Source organism: Candidatus Eisenbacteria bacterium, from assembly GCA_016867495.1.
GTDB lineage: Bacteria > Eisenbacteria > RBG-16-71-46 > CAIMUX01 > VGJL01 > VGJL01.
The window spans coordinates 1-14,349 of record VGJL01000056.1; the positions used below are offsets into that span (position 1 = coordinate 1).

9 protein-coding genes and 3 tRNA genes are annotated in these 14,349 nt (G+C 66.7%); 11 read left to right on the forward strand and 1 reads right to left on the reverse strand.

The features are described from left to right. Positions 1-166 precede the first annotated feature (166 nt). Together FJY88_07105 and FJY88_07110 are read left to right on the forward strand one after the other, a co-directional pair. Positions 167-4,174: a T9SS type A sorting domain-containing protein gene (locus FJY88_07105; protein MBM3287105.1), complete on the forward strand. Its 4,008-nt coding sequence runs from the start codon at positions 167-169 to the stop codon at positions 4,172-4,174. A gap of 37 nt (positions 4,175-4,211) precedes the next feature. Continuing rightward, a complete protein-coding gene (locus tag FJY88_07110; protein ID MBM3287106.1) occupies positions 4,212-6,470 on the forward strand; it encodes a glycoside hydrolase family 97 protein in 2,259 nt (752 codons plus the stop codon). 501 nt (positions 6,471-6,971) lie between these two features. Here FJY88_07110 and FJY88_07115 read toward each other — a convergent pair. Further along, a complete protein-coding gene (locus FJY88_07115; GenBank protein ID MBM3287107.1) occupies positions 6,972-7,682 on the reverse strand; it encodes a rhomboid family intramembrane serine protease in 711 nt (236 codons plus the stop codon). Between the two features lie 293 nt (positions 7,683-7,975). Between FJY88_07115 and FJY88_07120 the strand changes: the two genes are divergently transcribed. The 9 genes from FJY88_07120 to FJY88_07160 form a co-directional block, all read left to right on the forward strand. Further along, entirely contained in the window at positions 7,976-9,088 is a 1,113-nt protein-coding gene (locus tag FJY88_07120) for a hypothetical protein (GenBank protein MBM3287108.1), read from the forward strand. Positions 9,089-9,267: 179 nt separating this feature from the next. Then, positions 9,268-9,933, forward strand: coding sequence for an NYN domain-containing protein (locus tag FJY88_07125; GenBank protein ID MBM3287109.1), 666 nt, complete (start codon positions 9,268-9,270; stop codon positions 9,931-9,933). After that, positions 9,930-11,345, forward strand: coding sequence for a glucose-6-phosphate isomerase (locus FJY88_07130; GenBank protein ID MBM3287110.1), 1,416 nt, complete (start codon positions 9,930-9,932; stop codon positions 11,343-11,345). Before FJY88_07125 ends, FJY88_07130 begins: the two co-directional genes overlap by 4 nt. Continuing rightward, entirely contained in the window at positions 11,342-12,034 is a 693-nt protein-coding gene (locus FJY88_07135; protein MBM3287111.1) for a tetratricopeptide repeat protein, read from the forward strand. Before FJY88_07130 ends, FJY88_07135 begins: the two co-directional genes overlap by 4 nt. Positions 12,035-12,095: 61 nt before the next feature. Next, the gene (mnmA, locus tag FJY88_07140; protein ID MBM3287112.1) at positions 12,096-13,193 is read left to right on the forward strand and encodes a tRNA 2-thiouridine(34) synthase MnmA; all 1,098 of its coding nucleotides are present in this window, start codon (positions 12,096-12,098) and stop codon (positions 13,191-13,193) included. A 76-nt stretch (positions 13,194-13,269) separates the two neighbouring features. Continuing rightward, positions 13,270-13,352: transfer RNA gene (locus FJY88_07145), tRNA-Ser, on the forward strand. A gap of 15 nt (positions 13,353-13,367) precedes the next feature. After that, positions 13,368-13,458, forward strand: a tRNA-Ser gene (locus FJY88_07150). Between the two features lie 12 nt (positions 13,459-13,470). Continuing rightward, positions 13,471-13,544 (forward strand) — tRNA-Arg (locus tag FJY88_07155). Between the two features lie 130 nt (positions 13,545-13,674). Next, the coding region (locus FJY88_07160) for a hypothetical protein (GenBank protein ID MBM3287113.1) at positions 13,675-14,349 on the forward strand (675 nt) is incomplete at its 3' end.

Genomic DNA, 14,349 nt, shown 5'->3' on the forward strand with positions numbered 1-14,349 from the left:
GGAGCCCGGGCGCGTGATCTGGACAGACTACAGCTCAGTGGGCGGTCAAACCCATGGGCTGATTCTCGACCTGCCCACAGGAGCTGTCCTTCCCGAGGAGGTCTTTTCGGGGCCTCCTCTCGTGAAGCCGGATGATGTGGCCTTTCTCCCGGGGGGGAGGATCGCGGTGCTGGATCGACTCAGTCAGCCCCGAGGCCCCGATGCGGCACGGGGCGGCCTCTACGCCGTCGATCCCTGGGCGGGCTCCGTCGATACGCTCCTTGCCGTGGCGGACCATCCCGAGTTGCGCTTTCCGACCGGACTCGCCTACGGCAGAACCGACGAGCTTCTCCTCGTCGACAAGGACGCGAACCCGATGGGTTACCCGGGACGGCCGGGCGCGGTCTATTCCTTCGATTTGCAGAGTCGTACGCTGCGCCTCCTCGCGGCGAGCGACAAGTTCGTCGAGCCTTCGGATGTGATCCTCGAATCGACCGGGTCGGTCCTGATCGTGGACTACGAGGCCGACCCATCCGGGACGCAGCCGCGATCAGGCTGTCTCTTCGAGATCGATCCACTGAGCGGCGCGGTCACGCCCGTCCCTCATCAGGCGTACACGTTCGTCGATCCGATCGGCCTCGCGGAGGGACCTCTCCGACGCGTCTATGTCGTGGACATCAGCGCGAACCCGCGCGCTCTTCCTCAGAACACAGGAGCGGTCTTCCAGGTCATTCGAGAAGCGGGCAACCTCACGGTGCTGCTCTCGGCGGACACTCTGTATGCCGATCCGACGGACATCCTGGTCGAGGACAGCGGCAGAATCATCGTCTCGGACCGCGAGAGCGATCCCTTTGACTTCGGGCCGGGCGACCATGGAGCGCTCCTCTCGTTCTTCCCCCACTCCGGCCCTGTCAGCGTCTACGCGGGGCACGGGACGCTGCGGGGTCCCGAGGGGCTTGCCCTGTTCCGGGAGGGTAGCCTGTCCGTCAGTTCGCTGGACCTTGCGGACATCAACGGCCCCCCGGCCCTCCCCGGGGATTCCCTTCGGTTCGAGGTCTTGGTGTCGAACGCCGGGCCGGCCCGGATCGAGAGCGCCATGGCGAGCCTCTACGTCTCAGATCGGTTGAGCCTGATCGCCGTCGAGGGGAGCCCCGGCATCGGTCTGGACCCCCGCGCTGGCGGGCTGACGTGGCTCGGCGATCTGGAGCCCGCCGAAACCGCCCGCGTGGGCGGCTGGGCCCGCATCAACGACGATCTGGTCTTCGGCGAGCGCATCTTCGGATACACGAGGATCGCGGGGCCCGGCGCGCCGGCCCCGGACACGGCGGGGCTGCGCGGCGTGACCTACCTTGGACCTGGCGATGTCGTCCTGGTCGATCTCAACGCCGATCTCGGCGCGGGCACGGCGCGCGGAACGCTCTTCTTTCTCCGCGAGGGGGAAGGCGAGACAACCCCGATCATCTCGGCGGATCCCAGCTGGTTCGATCCTACGGCTGTCGAGTACGAGGGGCCCGGGAGACTGCTCATGGCGGATCCCTCCGGGGCGGGCGGCGGGCGGATCTTCTCCGTCGACTACCTGAACGGGACTTCGCGGATCTGGATCAGCGATCCCCGTCTCGGCACGCCTGTCGACCTCTGCATGACGAGAGGAGGCGATCTCCTGATCGTCGATCAACTCGCGTCTCTGCAGAATCCGACCGGCCAGCGGCCGGCCATCTTCATCAAGCGCGCGGGCCAGAGCGGGCTCAGCGTGTTCACCGATCATCCGGCGCTCGCTGCCCCGGATCAGCTCGCGGAGGACGATCTCGGGCGCCTCTGGCTGGTCGACAGCCAGGCCGATCCAAACGGCCTCCAGCACGGTTCAGGCGCTCTGTTCAGGATCGATGCCCAGACGGGAGCCCTGGCGGACACTCTCCAGTTCCGCGAGTTCGTCCGTCCCACCGGCGTCGTCGTCTGGCCAGAGGCGGGCTTGGCGGTCGTCGATGGCAGGGCGCGTCAGCTCGGGCCGATCGGAACCGGCGTGATCTTCCAGGTGGACCCGGACCGCGAGACGCTCGGGGTGAGAATCGAGGATCCGAGATTCAGGTTGCCTAGAAACGCGGCCTTCACCCTTGGGGGCGATCTCTGGATCGTGGACGCGATCGCGCGCGACGATGCTCTGCCCGGCGCCCCCGGGACTCTCTTCAGCTACAGTCCGGAGTCGGGTGAGATCAAGACGGTCGCGCAGTCGCCGGACTATGTGACCCCGGCGGACCTCTACATCGTTCCCGGGCCGACGCCCCGCTTCTACTCGTACGACGTGGAGGATCTCGATGGGCCACCCGTTGAGCCGGGCGACGAAGTGCGCGTCACCGCTCGAATCGGCAACAGCGGCCCCGTCGAGACTCGCGGGGTCGCCTACACCGACACCCTGCCCGCGTGGGTTGTCCTGGACCCCGAGACGATCAGGTACGAGGCGGGCACTCTCCAGCTCTTGCCCGAGCTGGGGGTCATTGTCTGGAATGTCGATCTCGGATCCGAGACCTCGTACACCATCACCTATGAAGGAAGGGTCCGGCCGGAGGCGCCGCAAGGCCTCGAAATCCTCTTCCGGTCCCATCTGCGGACGGCGGAGGGAGTGCACCGGGTCCGCAAGGCGAGCAAGAGGTTGCCGGTCTTCTTCGAGGAAGAGTACCTCTATCTCGTCGACTCCGATTGCGATCCGTTTCGATTCGGCAAGACCGTGGGCGCCCTCTGGAAGATCCACCTCCGCACCGGGAACACCGTGACGATGGCATCCAGTGAATCGATGGTCGAGCCCGTGGCCTGCCTGATGATGCCCTCGAGCCCGCCCGAGCTTTTCATCGTTGATGAGCTCGCGAATCCTCGGGGACATGCGGTGGGGAGGGGAGCGCTCTGGAGACTGCTCCCCCTTGAGTCGGCAATCGAGGTCGTGAGCGCAGAGCCGACCTTCAGGAATCCGCTCACGGCCATTCCGATCGGCGACCACGAGCTGTTGCTTCTGGACGGGCTCGCGAACCCGTTCAACCTCCCCGCGCGCTTCGGGCCGGGGGCGATCTACCACGTCGACACGCTCACCCGGGAGACGACCCCCTACCACAGCGACACCCTCTTCGTCTCGCCCAAGGACATCCTGCTCGACGGACGGGGCGGCCTGCTCGTGATCGATGCGGAGGCCGACCCTGGTGGCTACGGATTCCGTGGCGGGGCCGTCTTCCGGCTCGACCTCATCCGGAAGCAGGTCACGGTCTACTCCGCCTCTGCGGACTTCAGGGGCCCGGTCGCCGCGACGATCGGCCCTGACGGGGCGCTCTACGTCCTCGATCGAGATGCCGTGGCGTTCGAGGGGACGATCGCGCGCGGGGTCGTCTGGCGGATCGACCGGATGGGAAACGCGGCACTCTTCACGGCGTCTCAGTTCTTCCGGCGTCCCGTCGACCTCGCATTCGACTCCAGCGGCAACCTGATGGTTTCGGATGAGATCGCGGATCCGGCGGGCTACGGGGAGCAACACGGAGCGGTCTTCAGGAGGAGGGGATCCTCCCCATCGTTCGATGTCTTCCTCGCGAGCAAACGGACCGCCTCGCCGGCCGGGTTCTTCATCCGCGAGGGGCTGACCCCCCTGGGTTTGTCGGATCTGGAGGCGGAGGCGGCGGACGAAGGCATTCTCCTGCGCTGGAGGGTCGGAGAGGGGCAATTCGACGGCTTCGTCATCCTGCGGGCGAGCGGCTCCGATCCGGCCGATGAGGATTACGCGCCGCTCAACCTCGATCGTTTGGTCCCAGGTATGGGGCCCTACGAGTACCTCGATGAGGAGATCGAACCCGGCACGGCCTACGCGTACAAGATCGCGGCTGTGCTTCCAGGGGGTGGCTCGCGTCTCTACGGCCCCGTCCATGCCGTCGCGACGGCGGGCCGGCCGTTCGCTCTGCACGCCGCGGCGCCCAATCCGACCCGTGGCTCGACGAGCATCCGGTACAGCCTGCCTCGCAAGGGAGACGTGAGGCTGCAGGTCTTCGACCTGGCGGGCCGCCGAGTTCGCGTCCTGCATGATGGACCGGCCGGCGGCGGGACGAAGGTTCTCGTCTGGGATGGGACGAACGAGCAGGGGCGCGCGGTTGCGAGCGGCGTCTACTTTCTCAGGCTGACCTGGAGGGATCGCTCCGCGAGCGGTCGCGTCGTCCTGCTTCGCTAGCGTCTCCTGGGGCCGAAACCAGATCCGAGGTGCGCTCATGAGACAGCGGGGTCCCGTCCACTCATCGATGGCGCTTGTGCTCGCGCTGATCCTCTCCGCGCCAGCCGCCGGCGGGGGAGTTTCCCGCCTCGCCGCGCCCGAGCGGGACGGCGCCTGGACGCTGGTCGCGCCCTCAGGGGCCGTGTCGATGACCGTCGAGCTGATCGACGGAAGACTCCAGTACTCGGTCGCGCGCGCGGACACGGCGGTCCTGGAACGCTCCAATCTGGGGATGGCGAGGGCCGATACGGAGTTCGAATCGGGTCTCGAGCTGGCGTGGGCGTCGACGCCAATCGTGGTCGACGAGGACTACACGGTTCCGCATGGAAAGGTTTCCCGATCGCGGGTCCGCGCGGTTACGCAGTCCATCGAGTTTCGAAATCCCTCCGGCCATCGGATGCAGCTTGCCTACCGGGTCAGCGATGACGGAGCGGCCTTTCGCTACAGGTTTCCGGAAGCCTCGGGCGTTCTCCACACAGTGACGGACGAGCTGACGACCTTCCGCATCGCCGCAAACGGCCGCGCGATCCTGCAGCGGCGTTGGCCCGAGTCGATCCACGAGATCGTTCCCACGGAGAGTCCGCCGAGCAGCTTCGGAGGCTGGGCCCTGCCGATTCTCTTCGATCTCGGCCACAGTTGGGTGATGCTGGGGGAATCCGACGTGGATGGGTCGTTCTGCGCGGCGCAGATCGACATCGGCGCCAGAACCCGGGAGTACCGCGTCATCCTTCCGAGCAACAACTACGGCACTCGGGAGCCGAGCTGGACGCTGCCGTGGGAAATGCCCTGGAGGGTCGTGATCGTAGGGCCAAATGCCGGAGCGGTCATCGAGTCCAACCTCGTGAACGACCTTGCTGATCCTTGCGCCCTGCCCGACGCCAGTTGGATCCGACCGGGCCGCGCGTCCTGGCATTGGTGGTCGGGCGCCTCGATAGGCAATATGGCCACGCTCGAGGCATACGTCGATCTCGCGCAGTCGATGGCGTGGGAGTACTCGCTTGTCGACGCTGACTGGGACGACTATCACTCCGAGGCGGCCATGCAGGGGCTCATCGACTATGCGGCAGCTCGAGGAGTGGGCGTCTTCCTCTGGTACAACTCGGCGGGGCCTCAGAACGGCTTCACCTTCAGCCCGCGCGATCGACTGTGGGACCCCGCCGTGCGGCGGGCCGAGTTCGACAGGCTGGCGTCATGGGGCGTCGCCGGGGTCAAGGTCGACTTCTTCGACAGCGAGAAACAGATCATGATCCGGCACTACCTTGGCATACTGGAGGACGCGGCCGAGCGCGGCCTGCTCGTGTCCTTCCACGGGAGCACCCCGCCGCGAGGATGGTCCCGCACCTGGCCCAACATGGTGACGACCGAAGCAGTTCGGGGCGCCGAGTACTACAAGTTCAATCCGGACTTCCCCGCCGATGCCCCGCTCCACAACGTCAGAGTCGCCTTCACGCGCAACGTGGTCGGTCCGATGGACTACACCCCGGTGACTTTCAGCGACAACACGTACGCTCATCTCACCTCCAACGCCCATGAGCTGGCTCTTTCGGTCGTCTTCGAATCTGGGCTGGTCCATCTGGCCGACAGGATCTCTTCGTACAAGTCCCAGCCGCAGGTGGTCCAGGACTTCCTCTCGGATCTGCCGGTCGCCTGGGATGAGGTTCAGTTCATCGAGGGCGATCCCTCCACCCACGTTCTTCTCGCGCGGCGCAAGGGAGCCCTCTGGTATCTGGGCGGTCTGAACGGCGCCGAGTCGCCCCGCAGCGTGAGCGTCGATCTCACGCCCTTCGGCTACGCGGGTGGAGGCTTCCGCATCAGCGATGGACTCACGCCCCGGACCTTCTCCACCGGTCCGATCGAGGGAACGAGCCTCGCCCTCACGATCCCTCCGCGGGGCGGGTTCGTGGCTCGGTTCCCGGGCGCGCCCTCTGGGATCGCGCTCGATTGGATCGGGGATCCGCTTAGGCGGGCGGAGGATCGCTCGGGCATCTTCATCGATCGGATCTGTCCGAACCCCTTCACAGGCTCGACGCTGATCGCCTACACCCTTCAGTCTGGAGCCGCGGTCCGTTTGGCGGTCTACGCGCCTTCCGGCCGGAGGGTCCGCGCGCTGGTCGATGCTCGGCAGACTGCCGGACGGCACGCTGCGATCTGGGACGGCAGGGACGAGGGGGGCATGTCCGCGCCCTCCGGCGTCTATTACTTCCGCCTCGCGGCAGACGGCGAGGTTGCGACCGGGAGCGCCCGCCGACTTCGCTAGAGCGGCTTGATTGCGGCTGCATCGAGTCGTGTTTGGGCTGAAACTGTCGCGTCGCCGACGGCCCGATGTCGACTCCGGGACGCCTGTAGCGGGGGCTGGCACTTCCCAATGCGCTGCATCTGGTTGGCTGTCAGCAGGGGCGCCTCTGCCGGCACATCTCTGGCTCGAAGCGACTCCGTGTCCCATCGCGCGCGCAAGACGGACCGGATGAGGCCGGCCAGGCACTCCAATCAGGGGAAGCGGCCAAGTCCTCGCCTGCGCCTCATCGACATCCTTCGCGCAAGGCGTGCCTTTCTTGCGGGACGTGTGAGCGACGCGCTCGTGATCTACGAGGATCTCCGCTTTGCGGGCTGTCTTGATCCGTTGGCGCGCGGCGACATCGAGGAGATCATCCTCCTGCTCGATCGCGCTGTCGCATGCGAGCCGGGAATGCTCCCTCTCGGCGCGAGGCTTCGGTCGAGGCTTGCGAGGATTCTCGAGGGGGCGGAAAGCGGGAGGACGTCACCTCGTCGCGCGGGTGCTCCAGGATGAGTCGAACGGGCCGATTCGCCGATCGACTCTGCGCGGCCTCATGAGGGGAAGGAGGATCAGTCCTCCAACCAGCCCCCCGACATGCGCGAACCAGGCGACTCCTCCCGTCGCGCCCCGGGCTCCGATGCCTTGGAGAACCTGGATCAGGAGCCAGATCCCGACCCACAGAATCGCGGGGACCCGGACGACCGAGATGTAGAAGAGAAGAAGGACCAGCGTGTGGATGCGGGCGCGCGGGAAGAGGAGCGCGTAGGCGCCGAGAATGCCTGAGACGGCTCCCGAGGCCCCGACCGTCGGGATCGTGCTGCCCGGTTGGGTGAATGTGTGGACCATCCCCGCCATGATCCCGCAGAGGAGATAGAAGGCGAGAAACCGGAGCGATCCGAGCGCGTCCTCGACGTTGTTGCCGAAGATCCACAGGAAGAGCATGTTTCCGGCCAAGTGGAGCGGGCCCCCGTGGAGGAACTGGGAGGTGACCAGCGTGAGCGCGGGCGGGAGTCCAGGCGACTCGCTCCCGCCGCCCAGGCGAGCCGGGACGAGGGCCGCCTGGTGGAGGAGAATCGCGGAGGCTTCCTGGGGAAGCAGCCACTGCCAGATCGACACGATCACGTTCGCGGCGATGAGAGCCACGGTCATCCATGTTCTCGCGTAGGTCGGATTCTCGTCTCGCAGGGGCAGCATCGCCGCTAGCTTGTCACAACTCGATCGCCGGCGGCCAGGCGGGCGCCACACGTCGGTACAGCCCGGCCCTCCCGCTGTACCGGCAGGGACAGCCCGGCGGGGAGGCCGCCGCCCCCGGTCCCCGGTGCCGCGGGATGGTCTCCCTAATCCGTTTTCCCGCATGCGACTATGGGGACGGATGTCCAGGTTGAATCTGGCACGGCGCTGGCTTTGTTCGGTAGGCGACCGCGAGACCCGCTCTCCTCCAGGCGAGGGGAGTCAGCTGTAAGGGGCCATGAGAGAGAGGTGACGACATGATTCGGATCCATTCGATCAGCGGGTTGGCGCTGACCGCGATCCTCGGCATGCTGCTTGTCGCCGGATGCGGCACGGAATCGACCAAGCCATCCGGCGGGCAGCCGTCGATCAACGAGACGCCGAACCTGGATGATGAGTTCGGGGGCCTTACCACGAGCAGCGAGCAGCCCGCTTTCGGCGACGAGACCCTGGCGGCCAGCGGAGCTTCCGAATCAGCGATCGACGACGAGATGGCGCGCGATCCTGTGATCGAGAGGTGGACTGACTCCGACTCGGCCCGCGTCTACGCGGTGAGCCTCGCATGGGGGATCCTCGACCGCGATCCGTCGGCAGGCGGATCGATCTCGGGCGACAGCGCGATCGCTGAAGCGACCGACTGGACGGGCTACGTCGCGGTCAACAGAGGGGGCATCGTGCTCAGCTCGACGATCGCCTTCGAACCGGACGATCGGATCGTCAGGCCACGGACCGACAGGCGGCGTCTCGACTGGATCAGCCACACGAGCGTCAGCTTTGACGGCGTCAGATGCATCGTGATCCAGCCGCTCCCCGAGGGCGAAACAGGAGAGGGAGACTCGCTCGTCGTCGCCGCCGGCGCTCACAGATGGGAGTTCCCCGTCGACGACCTGGCCGATCTCGAGCGGATCGAGGAGGTCGATCAGCTCGGCAACAAGCTCGCGATCCGCTCCTTCCTCGTGGAGCGCGGCGCGTGCGGCAAGGGCTGGCTGGCGGGCGCGTGGCTGGCGCCGGCGGATCCCGACTCGATGGGCCTCTTTCGCGGCCGGTGGGTCAGCAGAGCCGGCACGCTCGCGGGCTATGTGAGAGGCCACTTCGGAGTGAACAGAGAAGGACGAAGAGTCCTCTTCGGGAAGTACATCGATGAGTCCGGGACCTTCAAAGGCCTCCTTCGCGGGACCTGGGACAGGGTCGGCAGCGAAGAGAGGCCTCAGCGTGGACCCCGTGCGCGGTCCTTCGGGTCGTTCCGCGCCGAGATTCTCGATGAGGATGGGAGTGTCACAGGACACGCCCGCGGCCACTGGAGGGCGACCCCGGGAGCGGGAGAGGGGTACTTCGACGGCAGGTGGGTCAAGGGCTGCTTTGCCCCCTGACGGCGCCATCTGAATCCGGGCCGCGCCCGGGGAGCCCAATTCCCCTCGGGATCAAGGCCGGCTCGATCGGGGGGAGCCCGCCCTGAGGGTTCCCCCTTCGGCCTTTTCTCGCCTCTCTGATCCACGCCTCCCAGACGCTACGATAGGGCGAGACCGGACAAGAGGGCGAACCGAGTCGAATCGGGCGACGGCATCGCGGCGCCTCGGTCCGCCTCGATGCGGCGTTCGGGCGCATCCGGGATCAAGGAGCGGAGAGGGAGCGATCCGTCTTGGGCAAACGAGCGCAATGGCCGGCGGAGCCGAGGCAGTATCACTGGATCGTCGACGGCCACAACGCGATCTTCGCGCACCGCGACCTGGAAGCGATGCAGATCGCCGGCCAGCGCGCGGAGGCGAGGCGCCGGTTGGAGGAGATGCTCGAGCCGTTCGCGAGACGGCACGATCTCAAGATCCAGGTCGTCTACGACGGCAATCGCACGGATCGCAATCCGGACAGCAAGCGAGGAGGCCGTGTCTCAACGATCTACAGCCTCCTGCCGGAACAGGCGGACGACAGGATTCTCCTCATCGTATCCTCCAGGGTCGCGCGGGGAGAGAAGGTCGCCGTGGTGAGCTCCGACCGCGCGACGCTCGGCGCCCGACTTCCGGCCGGCGTGCTGCGCATCGAGGCGGACGAGTTCCTCCGCCGGCTGCGGGAGGACAGGCCACGGAAGGAGGGGGAGCGGCCGGAGGGCGACTTCGGCGACATCGAACGGCACTTCCTCGATCTTGACGAACAGCGCGGGACTGCCAGCGACGCGCCCCCGGCGAAGGGGCGAGGCAACGGAGAGGGGAGGCGGAAGTGAGGGGCGAAGTCACCATCGATCTGACAGGGGTCATGGCCGAGGAGATAGGCGCGGCGCACGGGCTGTCGGAGGCCGATCTCCGGCGGATCGAGCCGGATCTGGTCCGGGTAGCGTCCGAGATCGCGGACTTGAGGCGCCGGGGGATGCTCGAGGTTCTCGATCTCCCAAGCGTGCGGGAGGACCTGGACCGCATCGCGGAGGCGGCGGTCAAGAGCCACGGCTTCCGCAACTTCGTGCTGCTCGGGATCGGCGGCTCATCTCTCGGAGCGAGGGCCATCTTCGAGGCCTGCCTCTCGCCGTTTCACAACCTCGCCCCCGAGGGGGAGCGCGGGGCGCCCCGGTTGTTCGTTGCGGAGAATGTCGATCCGGACAGCCTCGACTCGCTCATGAGGGTCGCGCCTCCGGAGGAGACGCTCTACAACGTGGTCAGCAAATCGGGTACGACCGTGGAGACGATTTCGCAGCTTCTGGTCGTGTGGGATCGACTGGCCTCCTCGGTCGGGAAGAGGGCGGCCGAGCACCTCGTGATCACGACCGACCCGGAGAGGGGATTCCTGCGGCGGCTGGCGAGCGAGCTTGGCATCCGATCCTTCGGCGTTCCTCCGGGAGTCGGGGGGCGTTTCTCGGTGCTGACGCCCGTCGGCCTCTATCCCGCCGCCGTCGCGGGCGTCGATCCTCTGGAGCTTCTCGATGGCGCGGCGCAGATGGATGAGCGATGCCGCGACAATGGGTGGCGACAGAACCCGGCGCTCGCCCTGGCCGGAGTCCACTACGCCTTCGACAGGTTGAAGGGCAAGGGAATCACAGTGATGATGCCCTACGCGGACAGTCTCCGCTCGTTCGCCGAGTGGTTCTGCCAGCTCTGGGCCGAGAGTCTGGGGAAGCGGACGAACCCGGCTGGCGACCCCCGCGCGCCGGTCGGACAGACCCCCGTGCGTGCGCTCGGGGCAATCGATCAGCACTCCCAGCTCCAGCTCTATGTCGATGGGCCCAACGACAAGCTCTTCTCCATCGTCGCCGTCCACAGGCACCGCGCCGAGGTGCGGATACCCGAGACGACCTTGCCGGGGGTGCGGGAAGAAGGCCTGGGACACATCCCGGGGCATGGTCTGGACGAGCTGCTGTCCGCTGAGAGATCGGCGACAGAGATGGTCCTTCTGGGAAGCGAGCGCCCCGTGCTTGTCGTCGATCTCCCGGAGGTCTCGGCCTTCTCGCTTGGGCAGATGTTCTACCTCTATGAGTGGGCTACAATTGCGGCGGGGATGCTGTACCATGTGAATCCGTTCGACCAGCCGGGCGTGGAGGAAGGGAAGTTGTTGACCCACGCCGCGATGGGAAGGAGCGGGTCGGAGAAGCTCGCTGAGAGGATCCGGTCCCACCGCCAGCGGCCCGACCGCCACCGGATCCGATGACGCATGAGAATCCGTTGAAGGAGGAAACGATGCTGGTTCGCTCGAGGCGCTTGTGGGTAGTGGCGGGTCTTCTGGCCGTTCTGAGCGCGTCGGGCCTCTTCGCCACGGTCTTCGCCGCAGACGAGGACAGGGATCCCGTCCAGGAGGAGAAGGAACTGCGGGAGCAGCTGGCGAAGAGCCCCAACGACCCGGAACTCCACTTCAAGCTGGGAAACGCGCTCTACGACCAAGGGAAACGCCCCGAGGCACAGGCCGAGTTCGAAAACGCGATCACTCTGAAGCCGGACCATGTCAAGGCGCTCGTCAACCTAGGCGTCGTCATGAACGAGAATGGCTACTCGGAGGAAGCGCTGCCCTACTTCGACAGGGCGATCGCCCTCGCCCCGAAAGATATCACCGTCCTCTGCAACAAGGGGCAGGCTCTCTACGCCCTGCGCCAGTACCCCAAGGCCATCGCGCTCTATCAGGAGTCGATCCGTCTCGAGCCCCGCAATCAGCTCCCTCACTATCTCCTGGGTGTCGCTTTCGCGGACGCCGGGATCTACCGGGAAGCGATAGAGGAGTGGAGGAGGGTTGTCGAGATCGACCCCAGGAGCGAGGCGGGCATCACGGCCGCGGAGGGGATCAAGGTGCTTCAGGAGCTGCTCCCCCAAACTGGGCAAGCGCAGGAGCCCGCCAAGGCCAAGTAGGGGGGCGTTCGGTCCTCCGGATGCCCTCCGGGCAGACGGAGAACCATAGCGGCACCGAGTCATGCGCATCATGGTTGCCATGAGCGGCGGCGTGGACAGCGCGGTCGCCGCCTACCTGCTGCACCGCGCGGGCCACGAGGTCGTGGGGGCGACCTTGCGCCTGTTCTGCTACGAACGGGGAGAAGTCCCCGACAGGCCCTGCTGCGACGAGAACGCGGTTCTCGAGGCGCGGTGGAGCGCCGAGAGAATCTCGATTCCTCACATGGTCATCGACTTCAAGGAGACGTTCCATAGAGAGGTCGTAGAGGACTTCGTGTCGGAGTACGGATCCGCGCGGACTCCGAACCCCTGCATCCGATGCAACACCCACGTCAAGTTCGGGCCTCTTCTGGAAAGGGCGGAGCGGATCGGTTTCGATGCGGTCGCGACCGGGCACTACGCGCGGCGTGACCGCCCCCCTCCATCCGAGATGGGCTGGGCGCTCTACCGCGCGCGCGATCGATCGAAGGACCAGAGCTATGTCCTCTGGGGAGTCCGGGCCGACCATCTGGACAAGTGCCTCTTCCCGCTCGGTCGGGCACGCAAGGCGGCCGTTCGACGTCTTGCGCGGAGGCTGGGGCTGCGCTCATGGGATCGGCCCGAGAGCCAGGATATCTGCTTCGCGCCGACGGAGGGGCACTTGGCGTTCCTCGCCGAGCGCCTGCCCGAGGACCATCCGATGCGCCGGCCGGGCCCCGTGCGCCACTCCGCGACGGGAGCCGTCGTGGGCGAGCACGCAGGACTGCTCGGCATGACTGTGGGGATGCGCCATGGGCTGCCTCGGGGAGGGCCAGGTCGGCTCTACGTTGTCCGGCTCGATCCCGGATCCCGAACGCTTTGGGTCGGCCCCCGCGAGGCCTGCCGCGAGCGCGGGCTCATCGCCGACCAGACGAATCTTCTCGCGCCGCGTGAGGTCGTTGAGGGGGAAGGTGTGCGCGCGCAGATTCGCTACCGACACGATGCGGTCCCCTGTTCCGTCCGGGTCACGGGAGATCGATGGGAAGTCGTCTTCGACGAGTCTGAAGTCGGCGTGGCTCCGGGTCAGTCCGTCGTTCTCTATCGCGACGAGCGGGTGCTGGGCGGGGGAAGGATCGTGGGGGCCCTCAGCGCGCGCGATTGAAGCTGCCCCGCGGGGGCCTGATGCGCTCGGGGCCGCCTTGACACCCTACCGCGCGGTTGGTACCGTGCGTTCGGGTGGAGGGATGGCCGAGTGGCTGAAGGCGGCGGTCTTGAAAACCGCAGGTCGCAAGACCCGTAGGTTCGAATCCTACTCCCTCCGATTCCGAGGTCTTGCGGAGAGGTGGCCGAGTGGCTGAAGGCGGCACATTGCTAATGTGTTGTGGGCCAAAAACTCACCGGGAGTTCGAATCTCCCCCTCTCCGCCATCTTGTCGGCGTGCGCCCATAGCTCAATTGGATAGAGTGTCTGACTACGGATCAGAAGGTTGGGGGTTCGACTCCTCCTGGGCGCACACCCGTCTACTCGACTGTCCGGCATTCCGCGGGGTTGACCGTTCCAGTGTCTTCCGGGGCCAGATCCGGAGTGGCCGGCGGCTCGCATCGCGAGTGAGCCGCCGGGCCGTTCCTCCAGGAGGGATGACGATGGCCAGGCTCACCCGTTTGCACCTCCCCGCGCTCTTGTGCGTGTCGCTTCTCTGCGGGTGCAAGGCGACCACGCCCGCCAGAACAGGTCCGGACGCTGTGTACCTCGCGGCCGACTACCACTCGATGAAGCTGGAGACGCTCGCGTTTCTCGGTCTCGCGAGCCTGGTCTCCGAACCGGCCGGCATCCAGACCACCGACGCGCTCCTGCGTTCCTATCTCCTGGGCGGGCAGCAGAAGTTCCTTATCGTGGACGACTCTTCTCTCCGGGTGCGCGCCCAAGCCGCCGGCGTCGGGCCCGCGTTCGAGAAAGCGATCCGAGCCTGGAAGGACGACCACACGGCCGACGCGCTGATGCTGAAGGATCTGGGCGAGAAGCTCGGGCTCGACGGATTCGTCGTCGGCGATCTGACGCAATGGCGGGAGGAGACGGTGGACTGGACGAGCGAGGGGGCGTCGTTCACCGAGGTCGGCATCGCCATCACGATCTATGATGCCCGCACCGGCGCGGTCGCATGGAAGGGCGAGAAGATGGCCCACCGAGAGTCCCAGCAATACAGGCACGGCACGGCCGTCGGCTCCGGGGTCTATCGCGAGTCGAGCGGCCTCGAGCGGACCGAGCGCGCAGCAAAGGTCGTACCGCCGCCCCCGCCGGCCGAAGAGGTCGCCGAGAGC